We start from the raw sequence: 16,087 nt of genomic DNA, 5'->3' as shown, positions 1-16,087 counted from the left end.
AACGGCTGCGGGCGTGTGGTGGGTATAATATGACTATTCAGAACAGTTTGAGCGAATTCCGGAGGGCAGGGCGACTCGACGGGATCGAGTTGTCCGAGATCGTCCAGATCTCGGAACGTGCCGCGCAGTTGCGGGCACAGGGCGTGGACGTGATCGCGCTCAGCACCGGCGAGCCCGACTTTCCCACGCCGCCGCATGTGGTCGAGGCCGCGCACAGGGCGGCGCTGGAGGGTCAGACCCGATACACCGCCACGGCGGGAACCCCGGCTCTGCGCGCGGCCATCGCGGTACAGGCCGAGGTCGAGCCTGCGCAGGTCATCGTTTCGACCGGGGCCAAGCAGGTGCTGGCCGGCGCGTTCCTCGCGACGCTCGATCCGGGCGACGAGGTCATCACCACAGCGCCCTTCTGGACCAGCTATGCCGACATGGTGAAACTGGCAGGCGGCGTGCCCATCGTGCTGGATTGCCCGCGCGAACAGAGCTTCAAGCTGACGCCCGAACAGCTTGAGGCCGCGATCACCCCGCGCACCCGCTGGCTGCTGCTGAACACCCCGTCGAACCCGACCGGGGCGGTCTACACCGAGGCAGAACTGCAGGCGCTGGGCGACGTGCTGGAGCGGCACCCGCAGGTCTGGGTGATCTCGGACGAGATCTATCAGCACCTGTCCTATGTGCCCTTCACTCCGTTCGGTCAGGCGGTTCCGGCGCTGGCAGGCCGCACCCTGACGGTGAACGGCGTGTCCAAGGCCTATTCGATGACCGGCTGGCGCATCGGCTGGGGCATCGGCCCCGCGCCGCTGATCAAGGCGATGGCGGCGGTGCAGGGGCAGATCACCTCGGGCGCCTGTTCCATCGCGCAGGCGGCGGCGCTGGCCGCGCTGACCGGCCCGCAAGACCTGCTGGCCGAGCGTCGCGAGGCCATGCGCGGGCGCCGTGATCTGGTTGTGGCGGGCCTGAACGCGGCCGGATTGGACTGCGCAGTGCCCCACGGCGCCTTCTACGTCTTTCCGGAGACGCCCGCCGCGATGCCGTCGGACGCGGAATTCTGCCGTCACCTGCTGGATCATGCGGGCGTTGCGGTGGTGCCGGGGCGGGCCTTTGGCATGCCGGGGCATTTTCGGCTTTCCTTCGCCTATGACACCGATAGCCTGACCGAAGGCTTGCGCCGGATCGCCGACGCAACCGCCAAGATTTGACCTGACCGGGGAAACCAGATGGACCGCGCCCAGATCGTTCACGAAAACTTCCTGACCCGCGTCGCCAATCGCGACCTGCCCGCAGGCGCGCCTCCGCGCCCGGGCCTCAGCGCGCCCGAGGCAGTGTCGCTGTTCCGCGCGCAGGTGCTCAGCCGCGCGCTGGACCGCACCAGCCGCGCGATGCAGAAGGCGGGGCAGGGGTTCTACACTATCGGCTCGTCGGGGCACGAAGGCATGGCCGCCGTGGCTCATGCCCTGCGCCCGACCGACATCGCCTTTCTGCACTACCGCGACGCGGCGTTTCAGATCGCCCGGGCCGAACAGGTGCCTGGTCAGCAGATCGCCTGGGACATGCTGCTGAGCTTTGCCTGCTCCAAAGAAGACCCGACTTCGGGCGGGCGGCACAAGGTGCTGGGCTCCAAGGCGCTGATGATCCCGCCGCAGACCTCGACCATCGCCAGCCACCTGCCCAAGGCGGTGGGCGCGGCCTATGGCCTGGGCGCGGCACGGCGTCACGACCCCGAGCACCGGCAACTGCCCGAGGATGGCATCGCCATGTGTTCCTTCGGGGATGCGTCCGCGAACCACTCCACCGCGCAGGGGGCGATCAACACCGCCGGATGGACCAGCGTGCAGTCGATCCCGCTGCCGCTGCTGTTCGTGTGCGAGGACAACGGCATCGGCATCTCGGTCAAGACGCCCAAGGGCTGGATTCAGGCCTCGATGGAGCATCGCCCGGGCATCAGGTATTTCCAGGCCAACGGGCTGGACATCTATCAAACCTTCGCGGTGGCGCAGCAGGCGGCCGAATACGTCCGCACCCGGCGCAAACCGGCCTTCTTGCACCTGAAAACCGTGCGCCTTTACGGCCATGCGGGGGCGGATGTGCCCACCACCTATCTCAGCCGCGCCGAAGTCGAGGCCGACGAGGCCAATGACCCGCTGCTGCATTCGGTGCGTCTGCTGGATCAGGCCGGGGCGCTGTCGCCCGGTCAGGCGCTGAAGATCTATGAACAGACCTGCGCCCGCACAGACCGCATCGCGGCCGAGGCCGCCACGCGCCCGCATCTGGCGAACGCCGCCGAAGTCGCGGCCAGCCTGATCCCGCCCAAGCGCCCCTGCAAACCCACCAACGGCCCCAGCGCCGAGGACCGCGCGGCCGCCTTCGGCAGCGACCTGCGCGCGATGGACGACCCGCAGCCGATGGCGCGTCTGATCAACTGGGCGCTGACCGACCTGATGCTGGAACATGGCGAGCTCGTCTGCATGGGTGAGGACGTGGGCCGCAAGGGCGGCGTCTATGGCGTGACGCAGAAGCTGCAGGCGCGCTTCGGCCCCGACCGGGTGATCGACACGCTGCTGGACGAACAGTCCATCCTTGGCCTTGCCATCGGCATGGCCCACAACGGCTTTGTCCCGATCCCCGAGATCCAGTTCCTTGCCTATCTGCACAATGCCGAGGACCAGATCCGGGGCGAGGCCGCCACGCTGCCCTTCTTCTCGAACGGGCAGTTCACCAACCCGATGGTCGTGCGGATCGCAGGGCTGGGGTACCAGAAGGGCTTTGGCGGCCATTTCCACAATGACAACTCGCTGGCCGTGCTGCGCGACATTCCGGGCGTCATCATCGCCTGCCCCTCGACCGGGGCGGATGCGGCGCGGATGCTGCGCGAATGCGTGCGGCTTGCGCGCGAGGAACAGCGGGTGGTGGTGTTCCTCGAGCCCATCGCGCTCTACCCGATGCGCGACCTGCTCGAGGCGCAAGACGGTGCGTGGATGACCCGCTATCCCGCCCCCGGTGAACGGATCGCGCTGGGCGAGGTGGGCGTGCATGGCGACGGCACCGATCTGGCGATCGTGACCTATGGCAATGGCCACTACCTGTCGAAACAGGCGCTGCCCGAGTTGCAGGCCGCCGGGTTGAGTACCCGCATCATCGACCTGCGCTGGCTGGCGCCGCTGCCGGAACAGGCGCTGCTGGACGTCACCAAGAACTGCAAGCACGTCCTGATCGTCGATGAATGCCGCCGCACCGGCAGCCAGTCCGAGGCGCTGATGACGCTTTTTGCCGAACGGACCGATCTGCCCACCGCCCGCGTGGTGGCCGAGGATTGCTTCATCGCCACCGGCCCCGCCTACGCCGCGCCGCTGCCCTCGCGCGAGGGGATCGTGGCCGCCGCCCTGACCCTGACCGGAGCCAAGAAATGACCCGCACCGCCGTCGTGATCTGCCCCGGCCGGGGCACCTACAACAAGCCCGAGTTGGGCTATCTGCACCGCCACCACGCGGGCCGCATGGATCTGTTCCGCGAATTCGACGCCATCCGCGCCGAAACGGACCAAGAGGCGGTGACAGCGCTGGACGGTGCGTCGCGCTTCTCGGTTGCCAAGTATTCCCGCGGCGACGTGGCCTCGCCCCTGATCTATGCCGCGTCGCTGGCCGATGCGCAGGCGCGGGCCGGGGATATCGAGGTGGTGGCTGTCACCGGAAACTCGATGGGCTGGTATATCGCGCTGGCCGCCTCGGGGGCGCTGTCGCCGGAAAACGGGTTCCGGGTAGTCAACACCATGGGCACGCTGATGCAGACCCACCTGATCGGCGGGCAGCTGGTCTATCCCTTCACCGGCGACGACTGGCGCGACGACCCGGCCCGCAAGGCCGAGCTTCTGGCCGAGGTGGCGCGTATCGACGCCCTGCCGGAGCATGACCTCGCCCTGTCGATCGACCTGGGCGGGATGCTGGTACTGGCCGGCAACGAGGCCGGGCTGAGGGCGTTCGAGGCCGCGCAGCCCGTGGTGCAGGAGCGGTTCCCGATGCGGCTGGCCAATCACGCGGCCTTTCACACCTCCCTTCAGGCCCCCGTGGCGCAGGAGGGCCGCCGCCAACTGCCTGCTACGCTGTTCACCCAGCCCGATCTGCCGATGATCGACGGGCGCGGCAAGATCTGGTGGCCGGGGGCCACCGACACGGGCGCGCTGTGGGATTACACGCTGGGCCATCAGGTGATCGAGACCTACGACTTCACCCGCGCGGTGCAGACTGCCGCCCGCGAATTCGCGCCCGACCTGTTCATCGTGACCGGCCCGGGTGCCACGCTGGGCGGTGCGGTGGCGCAGTCGCTGGTGCTGGCCAACTGGCGCGGCATGTCCGACAAGGAGAGCTTTCAGGCCCTGCAGGCCCAGGACCCCTTCCTGATCGCGCTGGGGCGCGAGGATCAAAGACATCTTGCCATCGGCTGAGCCCTCGGGAAATCTGCGCGCGCATTCAAGGACATCCCGCCCATGACCACCGACCCGGAAATCAGCCTGTGGACCAAGACCAGCCGCGAGCGGGTGGATGCCCCGCCCCTGACCGGGTCTGCCACGGTGGACCTTGCCGTGATCGGCGGCGGTTATACGGGCTGTTCGGCGGCGCTGCACGCGGCGCAGGCGGGGGCCTCGGTCTGCCTGCTCGAGGCGTTTGAGGTCGGCCATGGCGGGTCGGGCCGCAATGTCGGGCTGGCCAATGCCGGGCTGTGGCTGCCTCCGGACGAGATCCGCGCCCATCTGGGCCGCGAGGCCGGCGACCGCCTGATCGCCCTGCTGGCGCAGGCCCCGGCCGAGGTGTTCCGGCTGATCCACGACCACGCCATCGGTTGCGAGCCGGTGCAGGCCGGAACCCTGCACCTGGCTCATTCGCCCATGGGGCTTCGCGACCTGCAGACCCGCCACCAACAACTGTCGGCCGATGGCGCTCCGGTCGAGCTGTTGTCCGCGCAGGAAACCGCCCGGCGCACCGGCAGCACCGCCTTTCACGGCGCCATTTTCGACCCGCGCGCCGGAACGATCCAGCCGCTGGCCTATGTGCAGGGTCTCGCCCGCGCGGCGCAGAAGGCCGGGGCTGCGATCCACGCCAACAGCCCGGTGCAGGCCCTGCACCACGATGGCGACGTCTGGCATCTGGGCACTCCGCAGGGTTCGGTGCGCGCCAAGGCGCTGATCCAGGCCACCAACGCCTATCACGCGGGGCTGCCCGACACCCGACAGGCCTATGTGCCGGTCTACTACTTTCAATACGCCACCGACCCGCTGCCCGAGGCCATCCGCGCCACCCTGCTGCCGGGGGGCGAGGGGTGCTGGGATACCGGGCTGATCATGACCTCGTTCCGCATGGATCAGACCGGGCGACTGGTGATCGGGGCGATGGGCGATCTGGGCCACGCGGGCAGTTTCGCCCATCGCGGCTGGATCACGCGGAAACTGGGGCAGATCTTCCCTGCGCTGGCCGAACAACCGCTGAAGGACGGCTGGCACGGGCGCATCGCCATGACCTCGGACCATATCCCGAAGCTGGTGCAGATCGGGCCGAACGCGCTGTCGGCGCATGGCTATTCCGGGCGCGGGATCGGGCCGGGCACGGTGTTCGGCCGTATGATGGCCGACAGCCTGCTGTCGGGCGACCCCGCCCGCCTGCCGCTGCCGCCGGTGCAGGCCCATAGCGAAAGCTGGACAGGCCTGCGCCGCGCCTTCTTTGAAACCGGCGCGGCGCTGACGCATCTGGTCAAGGCGCGGGTCTGACCGGTCAGACCGAGCGGGTGATGCCGCCATCCACCCGGATGTTCTGCCCGGTGACATACCCGCCGCCTTCGGAGGCCAGGAACGCGATGACCGAGGCGATCTCGTCATAGCTGCGCCCGTAGCGGCCCATGGGGATTTTGGCCTTGAACTCTTCCTTTTCCGGCAGGCTGTCGATGAAGCCGGGCAGGACGTTGTTCATGCGGATGTTCTCGGCGGCATACCTGTCGGCGAACAGCTTGGTGAACGCCGCCAGCCCGGCCCGGAACACGCCCGAGGTCGGAAAGACCGGGTCCGGCTCGAAGGCCGCGAAGGTCGAGATGTTGATGATCGACCCGCCGCCCTGCGCCTGCATGATCGGTGTGACCAGCCGGGTGGGGCGTACGGCGTTCAGGAAATAGACCTCCATCCCCTGATGCCAGTCCTCGTCGGTCAGCTCCAGCACCGGTGCGCGGGGGCCGTGGCCGGCCGAGTTCACCAGCACGTCGATCCGCCCCCAATGCGCCATCGCCGCATCCACCAGCCTCTGCAGGTCGTCATTCGACTGGTTCGAGCCGGTCACGCCCACGCCGCCCAGCTCGGCCGCCAGCGCCTCGCCCTTGCCGGACGAGGACAGGATGCCCACCTGGAACCCGTCCGCCGCCAGCCGCCGCGCCGCGTCCGCGCCCATGCCGCTGCCGCCGGCGGTGATCAGAGCCACTTTGTTGGTCATCGCGAGCCTCCCTGCAAACTGACCCAGTCAGATTTGATCGGAAAGAACACCGTGATCAATCGGAATTCGGAAGCACCGTGTCGCTCGGTACGGCAGCGGCAATCGCCGCGATCCGCCCGCGCAGCCAGCGATGGGCGGGATCGTTGGCGAACCGCTGGTGCCAGACCATGTAGATCGACACCGGCTGACAATCGAAGGGCAAGGGCGCACAGTCCAGCGCCGCCAAAGGCCCTTGTTTCATCAGCGCCGTGTCGGTCGAGATCAGGTCGCTGCCCTTCACGAAGGCCGGGATCGCGTCGAAATGCGGCAGGGTCACGGTAGGCGGGCGGATCTGGCTCTGATCCACGCCGCGCATCACCGCCCGTGCGTTGCGCCCATCGGGAAACCGCACCTCGACATGGTCCGAGGCGCAATAGGCGGCCCAGTCGGCGGGCGGGTCGCGCCGCTCGGCATCGTAGAACACCATCAGGGGGCTGCTCACCAGCCGCTTCTGAAGGATGTCGGGGCCGTCCGGGGGCAGCGGAGTCAGCATCAACTGGCACCGGTCGCTGCGCAGCAGGTCCGGGTGCGGCACTCCCGACGGGATGAACTCGAACCGCAACCGTACGCCTTCGGCCCGCGCCGCGCGCAGCAGGTCGGGAAAGATCAACTCGCGCGGCATGTCGTTGGCCGCGATGCGGATGTTCATGTCCTCGGACAGCGGGTCGAACGGGCGCTCCTCGGTCAGCGCACGCAGCCCATCAAGGACGGCCTGAACCGGGTCTTTCAGCGACAGGGCGCGTTCGGTCGGAGTCAGCCCCTGACCCGCGCGCACGAACAGCGGGTCGCCCAGCACCTGCCGCAGCTTGGCCAGCGTGTGGCTGATGGCCGATTGCGTGACGCCCAGCCGGTCGGCGGCCTTCGAGACCGAGTTTTCCTCGAGGATCGTCAGGAAGGTGCGCAGAACCTTGCCGTCCAGATCGGTGAAATCGATTTTCTTCATACCGTTTATGATCTGCCATGAATGGTATTGCTGTTCATGCCGCGCTAGGGGAAGCTTGGCAACAGGAGGCACGCGATGGGCATCCGCTTTTTCTCGGACAGGAACCGGCCCGTTCACATGGGCCCTTACCCGCTCGAGCGGCTGCGGCGGCAGGATGCGCTGCCCGATCTGGCGGCGCTGGCGCCGATGCCGGAGCTGAGTTTCGACCGCCCCGAGCAGCCGCACAGCATCGTCAACGCGATGGGTGAGTTTCAGGCGATGCTGGACACCATCCGCGATGGCTTCGTCAATCCGGCCCGAGCCGAGATGCCCCCGGACCCGGTCGAACGGGCCAACCACCTGAAGGCGTTCGGCTATTTCAACGATGCCTCGATGATGGGCTGCGGACCTCTGCCGTCGCAGGCGCTGCTGGATCAGCCCCGGCGCAACCCCGATATCGACCGCCTGGCCCATGCGCTGCAGACCCGGCAGACGAAGACCCTCGCCTCGGGGATCGACGTGATCATGGCCGATTTGCGCGACAGCGTGGCCGCCCAGCCGGGGCCGATCACCGCCCACCGCCATGCCATCGTGTTCCTGTACGAACATCACCGTGACCCTGACCCGGCCGAGCCCGGCGCCGAATGGATCATGGATGCGCAGGACCACCGCGCCTGCCTGCTGGCCACCGAAAACGCGGTGGTGATCGCCAACTACATCCGGCTTCTGGGGTTCGATGCGCGGGCGCATTCGGTGATGTCCTCGGACGTGGACCTGCCGCGCCTTGCTGCCGCCGCCGGGCTGGTCTGGGCCGAGGATGGCACCGCCGTGGCCCCCTGGCTGGGGCGTCGGTTCGGTCTGGCCGCCGTGACCACCGAGATGGAAATCGCCCATGATCGCCCGCTGGCCCCGCGCGACCGGCAGCCGTGGTTCAGAACCCAGGGCCCCGCATGGTGGCTGGGCGCGGGCTTTGCCAAAAGCGCGCTGAACCGCGACCCTTTCGCCCGCCGCCGCTATGTCGATGGCGCGCACCCGTTCGAGACGCTCAAACGCGTGGACAGCCCGACCACCTATATCGACGAGGCGAACGTGGCCCGCGTGCCCAAACGCGCCGACATGTTCGCGCGGGCGCAGTTCGGCGACATGGGCAAGACGCTGCAGGATGCGGCGAAAGGCGGGCATTACGTCCGAAAATCCGCGCCCAGCTTTGCGCAACGGCGCGCGCTGGGGGCGTTCGTCCTGCTGCAGGACGGCGACAGCACCGAAGTCGCCAGACCCACCGATGCCGAGCGCAACGCGGCGAACATCAAGGCGGCCAGTTATTTCCTGGGCGTCGATGCCGTGGGTCTCAGCCGGTGCCCGGATTGGACGTGGTATTCCCATGACGCCGCCGGGCACGAGATCGACCCGCCGCACGATCAGGCGATCAGCATGATCATCGACCAGGGCTATGAGACGATGGAGGGCGCCTCGGGCGATGACTGGATCAGCGTCGCCCAGTCGATGCGCGCCTATCTGCGGTTCTCGCTGCTGGGCGGGGTGCTGGCCCGTCAGATCCGCAACCTGGGCTACAAGGCCAAGGCGCATACGGTGATGGATGGCGAGGTGCTGCAGCCGCCGCTTCTGCTGCTGTCGGGTCTGGGCGAGGTGAGCCGCATCGGCGAGGTGATCCTGAACCCGTTCCTTGGCCCGCGCCTGAAATCCGGCGTTGTGACCACCGACATGCCCATGACCCATGACAAGCCGATTGATTTTGGCCTGCAGCGGTTCTGCGAGGCCTGCAACAAATGCGCCCGCGAATGCCCGTCGGGGGCGATCACCGCCGGGCCCAAGCTGATGTTCAACGGCTACGAGATCTGGAAATCCGACAGCCAGAAATGCGCCACCTACCGGATCACCACGCCGGGCGGGGCGATGTGCGGGCGCTGCATGAAGACCTGCCCCTGGAACCTGGAGGGCCTGTTCGCCGAACGCCCGTTCCGCTGGGCCGCGATGACCATTCCCGCTGCTGCGCCTGCACTGGCGAAACTGGACGATGCGCTGGGCAATGGCGGGCTGAACGACACCAAGAAATGGTGGTGGGATCTGGAGCTGCAGCCCGACGGCGCCTATCGGCCCACCGTGCACCCGCTGAACCGGCGCGGCCTGCAAAAGGATCTGAACCTGAAATACGAGGATCAGACGCTGGCCGTCTATCCCGCCCCGCTTGCGCCGCATCCGTGGCCCTATCCCTTTGCGATGGACCGCGAGGCCGGGATCGCCGCCTATCAGGCCATGGTCACGGCCAAGGAATACAAGGCCCGGCTGGCCGCGGGGGACATGTCTGTCATCCACCGCTATCAGGTCGCGGGCGATGCGCCGGTGATGCAGTTGGTGCTGTCCAAGGTCGAGAAGATGACGGCGGATGTCGCCAAGTACGAGTTTTCCGCCCCGGACGGAGCGCCCCTGCCGGACTGGACGGCCGGCGCGCATCTGGATGTGCTGGTGGCGCCGGAATTCCTGCGGCAATACTCGATGTCCGGCGATCCGGCCGACCGCATGACCTATCAGATCGGGGTCTTGCGCGAGGATCAGGGCCGTGGCGGATCGGCCCTGCTGCACCGGATCTTCACGCCGGGCCGCAAGGTGTTCGTGTCAAAGCCGATCAACCATTTCGAACTGGACGAGACCGCCACCCGCACCCTGCTGATGGGCGGCGGCATCGGCATCACCCCGATGATCGCCTTCGCCCATCGCCTGCACGCGCTGGGTCGCGATTTCGATCTGCACTATTCCGTCCCGTCACGGGAAAAGGCCGGGTATCTGGCCGATCTGGCCGCCGCGCCCTGGGCGGACCGGGTGCATCTGCATGTCTCGGACGAAGGCACCCGCGCCGATCTGGACGCGATCCTGGCGGGCTATCTCGACGGCTGGCATGTCTATACCTGTGGCCCGGACCGTTACATGGAGGCGGTGATGCAGGCGGCCGAACGTCAGGGCTGGCCCGAAGAGGCCCGGCATCTGGAGTATTTCTCGGTCCCCGAGCAGCCCGAATACGAAAACCACCCGTTCACCCTGCGGCTGGCGCGGTCGGGGCGTGACCTGCTGGTGCCCGCCGACAAGGACGCGGCGCAGGTGCTGAATGCCGCCGGTATCCATGTGGACGTGAAATGCGCCGACGGCTTCTGCGGCGTGTGCAAATGCGGGCTGATCGCGGGCGAGGTCGAGCATCGCGATTTCGTTCTGTCGCGCAAGCAACGGGAATCGGCGCTGATTCTGTGCCAGAGCCGCGCGACTGAGTCGGGCGGGGTGATAGAGATCGACCTCTGATCCCGGTCGGAAAGCGACATTTTCGGGTGGAAAAATAGGTCGCGCGGGTCATGGACGCCGCCGCGCGGCTGCACTAACGTCGCCCCGAACCCAGTGAACCCTGACCAACAGGCGCGAGGTGCAATCATGCAATATCACCGCCCCGCCAGCTTTCCCGAAGCCTCGGCGCTGGCTGCAAACGCAACGGGCATCACGCGGTTTCTGGCCGGCGGCACCGACGTTCTGGTGCAGTTGCGGTCCGAGATCGTGACCCCCGACACCCTGATCGACATCAAGGCCATCGACGGCGTCCGCGCCATCACCCGCAATGCCGATGGCGGCTGGACGCTGGGCGTGGCCGTCACCGGTGCCGAGATGAGCGAGCACCCCGAGCTGGGCTGCGACTGGCCCGGCGTGGTCGAGGCGATGGACCTGATCGGCTCGACCCAGATCCAGGGCCGCGCCACGCTGACGGGCAACCTGTGCAACGGCTCGCCCGCCGCCGATTCCGTTCCGGCCATGGTGGCTGCGGGCGTGACGGCAACAGTGACCGGCCCCACAGGCGATCGGGTCGTGGCGGTCGAGGACATCCCGACCGGCCCCGGCAAGACGTCGCTGGCGCAGGGAGAGCTGATCTCGGCCCTGCATATCCCGGCGCGCGGCGAGAATGGCGGCGACGCCTATCTGCGCTTCATTCCGCGCACCGAGATGGACATCGCCGTGGTCGGCGTGGGCGTGAACCTGCGCGTCGATGGCGATACGATCACCGAGGCCCGCGTTGCGCTGGGGGCCGTGGCCCCGACCGTCCTGCTGGTCCAGGACTGCGCCAAGGCGCTGATCGGCACCACGCTGGACGATGCCGCGCTGGCGGCGCTGGCCGCTGCGGCCTCGGCCGCCTGCAAACCCATCGACGACAAGCGCGGCACGATCGAATTCCGCACCGAAGTGGCGGGCGTTCTGGCCAGACGCGCCGCAAAGATCGCCTATGCCCGCGCCAAGGGAGAAGCCGCATGAGCAAGCATCACGTCACCACCACCGTCAACGGCGACACGGTCGAATACCTGTGCGACGCGCGCGAAACCCTTCTGGACTGTCTGCGCGACAAGCTGAATCTGACAGGGGCCAAGGAAGGCTGCGGCACCGGCGATTGCGGGGCCTGTTCGGTCACGCTGGACGGGCGCCTGGTCTGCTCCTGCCTGGTTCTGGGGGTCGAGGCAGAGGGCAGGCAGATCGAAACCATCGAAGGCATGGCCGAGGGAGAAACCCTGCACCCGTTGCAGCGCAAGTTCATCGACCATGCCGCGCTGCAATGCGGGGTCTGCACACCGGGCGTTCTGGTCGCGGCCAAGGCGCTGCTGGAAAAGAACCCCGACCCGACCGAGGAAGAGGCCCGCTATTGGCTGGCCGGCAACCTGTGCCGCTGCACGGGCTATGACAAGATCATCCGCGCCGTCCTGGATACGGCCGCCGAGCTGCGGGAGGCTTCGTAATGGCACTCGACGATCGCAAGTCGCATTTCACCTTCGTGGGCACCCGCCCGAACCGCCCCGACGGGCTGGACAAGGTCACAGGCCGTGCCCGGTTCGGGGCTGACGTGACCGCGCCGGGCATGCTGTTCGGCGCCATCCTGCGCTCGCCCCACGCCCATGCGCGGATCGTCCGGATCGACACCTCGAAGGCCGAGACGCTCAAGGACGTTAAGGCCGTGGTCACTCGCGCCGATTTCGCCGATGTCCCGTTCAAGCCGGGGCTTGAGGGCGAGTTCTGGAACGTTCTGGAAAACGTCATGGCCGGGGAAAAGGCGCTCTATGACGGGCATGCGGTGGCGGCGGTTGCGGCCAGTTCGGCGCTGGCGGCGCGGGATGCGCTCAAGCTGATCGAGGTTGAATACGAGGTGCTGCCCCATGTCACCGACGTGGACAAGGCGATGGCGCCTGACGCGCCGGTGATCCGCGAGGGCGCGGCCGATTATTCGGTGCCCGAGGGGATGCACCCCAACGTGGTGCGCTATCACGAAAGCGGGCATGGCGATGTCGAGGCGGGCTTTGCCGAGGCCGATCTGGTGATCGAGGATCACTTCGTCACCGAGGCCACCCACCAGGGATATATCGAGCCGCACGCCTGCCTTGCCTCGCTGGGCGCTGACGGCAAGGGCGATCTGTGGTGCTGCACTCAGGGCCACTGGATCGTGCAGAAGACCTGCGCCGCGCTGCTGGGGATCGAAACCGCGCAGCTGCGCGTGACCGCATCCGAGATTGGCGGCGGGTTCGGCGGCAAGACCACCGTGTTCATCGAACCGGTGGCACTGGCGCTGTCGCGCAAGGCCAACCGTCCGGTCAAGATCGTGATGTCCCGGTCCGAGGTTCTGCGGGCCACCGGGCCGACCGCCTCGGCCTCGATGGACGTCAAGATCGGCATGAAGAAGGACGGCACCATCACCGCGGCCCAGGGCGTGTTCCGCCTGCAGGGCGGTGCCTTTCCGGGTGCACCGGGCGACATGACGGCGATGTGCGCCTTTGCGCCCTACAACCTGACCAACGTGCGCCAGGTGGGGTATGACGTGATGTCCAACCGCCCGAAACAGGCCGCCTATCGCGCGCCGGGCGCGCCGATGGGGGCGTTTGCGGTGGAGTCCGTCATCGACGAGCTGTGCAAGACGCTGGGCCTCGACCCGATCGAGGTGCGCCTGAAAAACGCCGCACGCGAGGGCACCAAGGCCAGCTATGGCCCCACCTATGACCGGATCGGCCTGGTCGAGACGCTCGAGGCCGCCAAGGCCCACCCGCACTATTCCGCGCCGCTGAAGCCGGGGCAGGGGCGGGGCATCGCCTGCGGGTTCTGGTTCAACCACGGGGGCGAAACGTCGGTGTCGCTGGCCCTGTCCGAGGACGGCTCGGCCCAGCTGATGGTCGGCACGCCCGATATCGGCGGCTCGCGCGCGTCGATGGCGCTGATGGCGGCCGAGGTGCTGGGCATCCCGTACGAGAACATCCGCGTGACCATCGCCGACACCGCCACGCTGGGCTACAACGACGTGTCGCACGGCTCGCGCGTGACCTATGCCAGCGGTCTGGCCACGATCAAGGCGGCGCAGCACGCGGTCGAGAAACTGTGCGAACGCGCGGCGGCCAAATGGGGCATCCCGGTGGACGCGGTGAAATGGGAAAACGGCTGCGCGGTGCCATCCGGCCCCAACGCGGGCGATTTCGACTCGCTGCCGCTGGCCGAGATCACCGCCGACATGGGGCGCACCGGAGGCCCGATCTCGGGCCATTTCGAGGCCACGCCCGAGGGCGCCGGTGTGTCCTTTGGCACCCATATCGTCGATGCCGAGGTCGATCCCGAAACCGGCAGGACGACCATCACCCGCTATACGGTCATCCAGGACGCGGGCAAGGCGATCCATCCTGCTTATGTCGAGGGCCAGTACCAGGGCGGTGCGGCGCAGGGCATCGGCTGGGCGCTGAACGAGGAATACATCTATGGCGAGGACGGCCGGCTGCAGAACCCGGTGTTCCTCGACTATCGCATCCCGGTGGCCAGCGACCTGCCGATGATCGACACGGTGATCGTCGAGGTGCCCAACCCCGGCCACCCGTTCGGCGTGCGCGGTGTGGGCGAAACCGGCATCGTGCCGCCGCTGGCGGCGATTGCAAACGCGGTGTCCAATGCGGCGGGAGTCAGGTTGCGGCAATTGCCGATGTCGCCGCCGCGCGTTCTGGCGGCGTTGAAGGACAATGGTTGAGGTCCATCTCTGGTCCGGCCTCCGGTCGCTGACCGGGGGCCGGCAGGTGGTTGAAGTCGAGGCTTCAACCACAGGCGAATTGTTAAAGGCTCTTGTCCGCGCCTATCCCGAACTGCAGGGCCCCATCGACGCCGGCGTTTCCATAGCAATCGACGGGCGGATCATTGCCAGTGGGCTTACGGAACCCGTTCCCGAGGGCAGCGAAGTCTATCTGATGCAAAGGCTTCGAGGCGGCTGACTCTGTACCTTCGGGGTCTTGGTACTGGAGGAGGGCCTCGAACCAGCGACGCACGGTCCATGAGTGTCCCTCAGATGGTCGGAGCGAAGCCCTCGGACTCTCATTTGCATCGTTGCCAAGACTGTTCGGGTGGCGCCGATGCGGCGTTGTTCCGGCGCTGCCGAAAGCCTGTGTGGGTTCAGGGTTGGCGGCGCGAACGCCCTACGGTGTCCGGCCCGTGGCCGCGTCTTGCATCGTTTCGAAAACGCCCCGGCGTTTCACCTGTCCATCGCTTGACCGAGCGGGTCAGGGCGGCTTGGTGTGAATAGCCCAGTTCCTTCGCCAGTTCTTTCAGAACCGGCGCGTCTTGGCTGCGCAGGCGGGCGATTGCCCATTCCGCCCGCGTTCGGTCGACGATTTCCGAGAGCGTTGTGCCCTCGTCCTTCAGGCGTCGTCGCAGGGTGCGGGCGCTCACTCCGGCGGCGTTCGCGATCCGCTCGATCGAGGCGGATGTGAAGGGCAGCATGCTCGTAACGAGTGCGCCGATGCTTTCGGACAGCGTTTCTCCGGCCCGGATCGGCTTCCAATCCGTATCGGCTTCGTGATCTTCGATGCCTCCAGTTGCAATGGACATGATCCGATCCGCAACTTCATCGGGAATATCGACCTGCAATGGCTGCCCGGATGCCGCAATCAGCTTGTCGCCAAGCCACGGTCTGAGATGGGAAAGCCCGGCCTCGGGATGCGCGCTCATGACGACTCTGCTCAGAGTCCGGTTCGACGCGCCGGATGCTTGGCAGATCCCTTCGACGAGGGCTGCGACATATTGCTGGACGTGGTGGCGCGCCTCGGGATCTCCGATGCTCATTGCCCAGCCATCCCCGACCCGCACGAAGCCGTCGCAATCGCGCACGATAAAGATCTCGTGGGTGCAATGGCGTGACATGTTTCGGGCAATGCTGTAAAGCCCCGCGCGCACCGTCGGGCCGGCAAGGCCCAAGCGTCCAATCGGACCGATTTCATAGATGCCCCGCTCACTGGCGATCCGGAGCGGAGCATCCGGCCCCACGGCCCGCGCGATCTCGACCAGAAGGCGCACGGCCCCGCGAAGCGGGATCAGCAGAAGCGGCCGGTGTTCCGGCACCCATTCCAACCCCGCGCGTTCGAGAAACGGACTTGGGTCGATACCCATTTGGGACAACCATCGCCGCATTGGCGCAATGGCCGCTGCACGGATAAGGGGAACTGTGCGCGAGACTGGCATGCTCTGAGCCTAACCGAAGCCCACGGTGGCCCCAAATGTTAAATCCGGCCTTCTGAATTGATCTGAATCAAGCGACCAGCATCAAAGAAACGCGAGGCTTCCTACATTTCCCATGTATGGCGTCGGGATGCGCATGTTGGGCGTCCATACG

At 67.2% G+C, this 16,087-nt stretch carries 12 protein-coding genes; 9 read left to right on the top strand and 3 right to left on the bottom strand.

What is annotated here, in order from left to right; all coding sequences use genetic code 11:
- Positions 1–29: 29 nt before the first annotated feature.
- The 4 genes from AC2FNJ_RS06650 to AC2FNJ_RS06635 are packed head-to-tail and all read left to right on the top strand — an operon-like array spanning position 30 to position 5,752.
- Entirely contained in the window at positions 30–1,196 is a 1,167-nt protein-coding gene (locus AC2FNJ_RS06650; protein ID WP_496763404.1) for a pyridoxal phosphate-dependent aminotransferase, read from the top strand.
- A gap of 18 nt (positions 1,197–1,214) precedes the next feature.
- The gene (locus tag AC2FNJ_RS06645; RefSeq protein WP_496763402.1) at positions 1,215–3,404 is read left to right on the top strand and encodes a dehydrogenase E1 component subunit alpha/beta; all 2,190 of its coding nucleotides are present in this window, start codon (positions 1,215–1,217) and stop codon (positions 3,402–3,404) included.
- Positions 3,401–4,435, top strand: a complete 1,035-nt coding sequence (locus AC2FNJ_RS06640) for an ACP S-malonyltransferase (RefSeq protein WP_496763401.1) — start codon at positions 3,401–3,403, stop codon at positions 4,433–4,435. The genes AC2FNJ_RS06645 and AC2FNJ_RS06640 overlap by 4 nt, the downstream gene beginning before the upstream one ends.
- Before the next feature lie 42 nt (positions 4,436–4,477).
- Entirely contained in the window at positions 4,478–5,752 is a 1,275-nt protein-coding gene (locus AC2FNJ_RS06635) for an NAD(P)/FAD-dependent oxidoreductase (RefSeq protein WP_496763399.1), read from the top strand.
- 4 nt (positions 5,753–5,756) lie between these two features.
- Here AC2FNJ_RS06635 and AC2FNJ_RS06630 read toward each other — a convergent pair whose 3' ends face one another.
- Together AC2FNJ_RS06630 and AC2FNJ_RS06625 are read right to left on the bottom strand one after the other, a co-directional pair.
- Positions 5,757–6,461, bottom strand: a complete 705-nt coding sequence (locus tag AC2FNJ_RS06630; protein ID WP_496763398.1) for an SDR family oxidoreductase — start codon at positions 6,459–6,461, stop codon at positions 5,757–5,759.
- Positions 6,462–6,516: 55 nt separating this feature from the next.
- Positions 6,517–7,443, bottom strand: a complete 927-nt coding sequence (locus tag AC2FNJ_RS06625) for a LysR family transcriptional regulator (protein ID WP_496763396.1) — start codon at positions 7,441–7,443, stop codon at positions 6,517–6,519.
- 75 nt (positions 7,444–7,518) lie between these two features.
- Here AC2FNJ_RS06625 and AC2FNJ_RS06620 point away from each other — a divergent pair, with 75 nt between their 5' ends.
- The 5 genes from AC2FNJ_RS06620 to AC2FNJ_RS06600 all read left to right on the top strand — a co-directional run bounded on the left by AC2FNJ_RS06620 (position 7,519) and on the right by AC2FNJ_RS06600 (position 14,693).
- Complete coding sequence (locus tag AC2FNJ_RS06620) at positions 7,519–10,731, top strand: reductive dehalogenase (RefSeq protein WP_496763395.1); 3,213 nt, start codon at positions 7,519–7,521, stop codon at positions 10,729–10,731.
- A gap of 126 nt (positions 10,732–10,857) precedes the next feature.
- Positions 10,858–11,724, top strand: a complete 867-nt coding sequence (locus AC2FNJ_RS06615; RefSeq protein WP_496763394.1) for an FAD binding domain-containing protein — start codon at positions 10,858–10,860, stop codon at positions 11,722–11,724.
- Positions 11,721–12,200: a (2Fe-2S)-binding protein gene (locus tag AC2FNJ_RS06610; RefSeq protein ID WP_496763393.1), complete on the top strand. Its 480-nt coding sequence runs from the start codon at positions 11,721–11,723 to the stop codon at positions 12,198–12,200. The genes AC2FNJ_RS06615 and AC2FNJ_RS06610 overlap by 4 nt, the downstream gene beginning before the upstream one ends.
- Positions 12,200–14,455: a xanthine dehydrogenase family protein molybdopterin-binding subunit gene (locus tag AC2FNJ_RS06605; protein WP_496763392.1), complete on the top strand. Its 2,256-nt coding sequence runs from the start codon at positions 12,200–12,202 to the stop codon at positions 14,453–14,455. Before AC2FNJ_RS06610 ends, AC2FNJ_RS06605 begins: the two co-directional genes overlap by 1 nt.
- Positions 14,448–14,693 carry a MoaD/ThiS family protein gene (locus tag AC2FNJ_RS06600; RefSeq protein WP_496763390.1) on the top strand — a complete coding sequence of 82 codons (246 nt, stop codon included), beginning with the start codon at positions 14,448–14,450 and terminating at the stop codon, positions 14,691–14,693. Before AC2FNJ_RS06605 ends, AC2FNJ_RS06600 begins: the two co-directional genes overlap by 8 nt.
- A 178-nt stretch (positions 14,694–14,871) precedes the next feature.
- Here AC2FNJ_RS06600 and AC2FNJ_RS06595 read toward each other — a convergent pair whose 3' ends face one another.
- Entirely contained in the window at positions 14,872–15,864 is a 993-nt protein-coding gene (locus AC2FNJ_RS06595) for a helix-turn-helix domain-containing protein (RefSeq protein ID WP_496763388.1), read from the bottom strand.
- Between the last annotated feature and the right edge of the window lie 223 nt (positions 15,865–16,087).

The organism is Ruegeria sp. BHSB196, from assembly GCF_059613135.1.
The sequence above is the reverse complement of the archived record's forward strand: the minus strand, read 5'-3'. Positions and strand labels throughout refer to the sequence as shown.

What these genes read in the sequence shown, in the direction of transcription:
- AC2FNJ_RS06650 (WP_496763404.1), top strand. Translation starts at nt 30, where the DNA reads ATGACTATTCAGAACAGTTTGAGCGAATTCCGGAGGGCAGGGCGACTC.
- AC2FNJ_RS06645 (WP_496763402.1), top strand. Translation starts at nt 1,215, where the DNA reads ATGGACCGCGCCCAGATCGTTCACGAAAACTTCCTGACCCGCGTCGCC.
- AC2FNJ_RS06640 (WP_496763401.1), top strand. Translation starts at nt 3,401, where the DNA reads ATGACCCGCACCGCCGTCGTGATCTGCCCCGGCCGGGGCACCTACAAC.
- AC2FNJ_RS06635 (WP_496763399.1), top strand. Translation starts at nt 4,478, where the DNA reads ATGACCACCGACCCGGAAATCAGCCTGTGGACCAAGACCAGCCGCGAG.
- AC2FNJ_RS06630 (WP_496763398.1), bottom strand. Translation starts at nt 6,461, where the DNA reads ATGACCAACAAAGTGGCTCTGATCACCGCCGGCGGCAGCGGCATGGGC.
- AC2FNJ_RS06625 (WP_496763396.1), bottom strand. Translation starts at nt 7,443, where the DNA reads ATGAAGAAAATCGATTTCACCGATCTGGACGGCAAGGTTCTGCGCACC.
- AC2FNJ_RS06620 (WP_496763395.1), top strand. Translation starts at nt 7,519, where the DNA reads ATGGGCATCCGCTTTTTCTCGGACAGGAACCGGCCCGTTCACATGGGC.
- AC2FNJ_RS06615 (WP_496763394.1), top strand. Translation starts at nt 10,858, where the DNA reads ATGCAATATCACCGCCCCGCCAGCTTTCCCGAAGCCTCGGCGCTGGCT.
- AC2FNJ_RS06610 (WP_496763393.1), top strand. Translation starts at nt 11,721, where the DNA reads ATGAGCAAGCATCACGTCACCACCACCGTCAACGGCGACACGGTCGAA.
- AC2FNJ_RS06605 (WP_496763392.1), top strand. Translation starts at nt 12,200, where the DNA reads ATGGCACTCGACGATCGCAAGTCGCATTTCACCTTCGTGGGCACCCGC.
- AC2FNJ_RS06600 (WP_496763390.1), top strand. Translation starts at nt 14,448, where the DNA reads ATGGTTGAGGTCCATCTCTGGTCCGGCCTCCGGTCGCTGACCGGGGGC.
- AC2FNJ_RS06595 (WP_496763388.1), bottom strand. Translation starts at nt 15,864, where the DNA reads ATGGGTATCGACCCAAGTCCGTTTCTCGAACGCGCGGGGTTGGAATGG.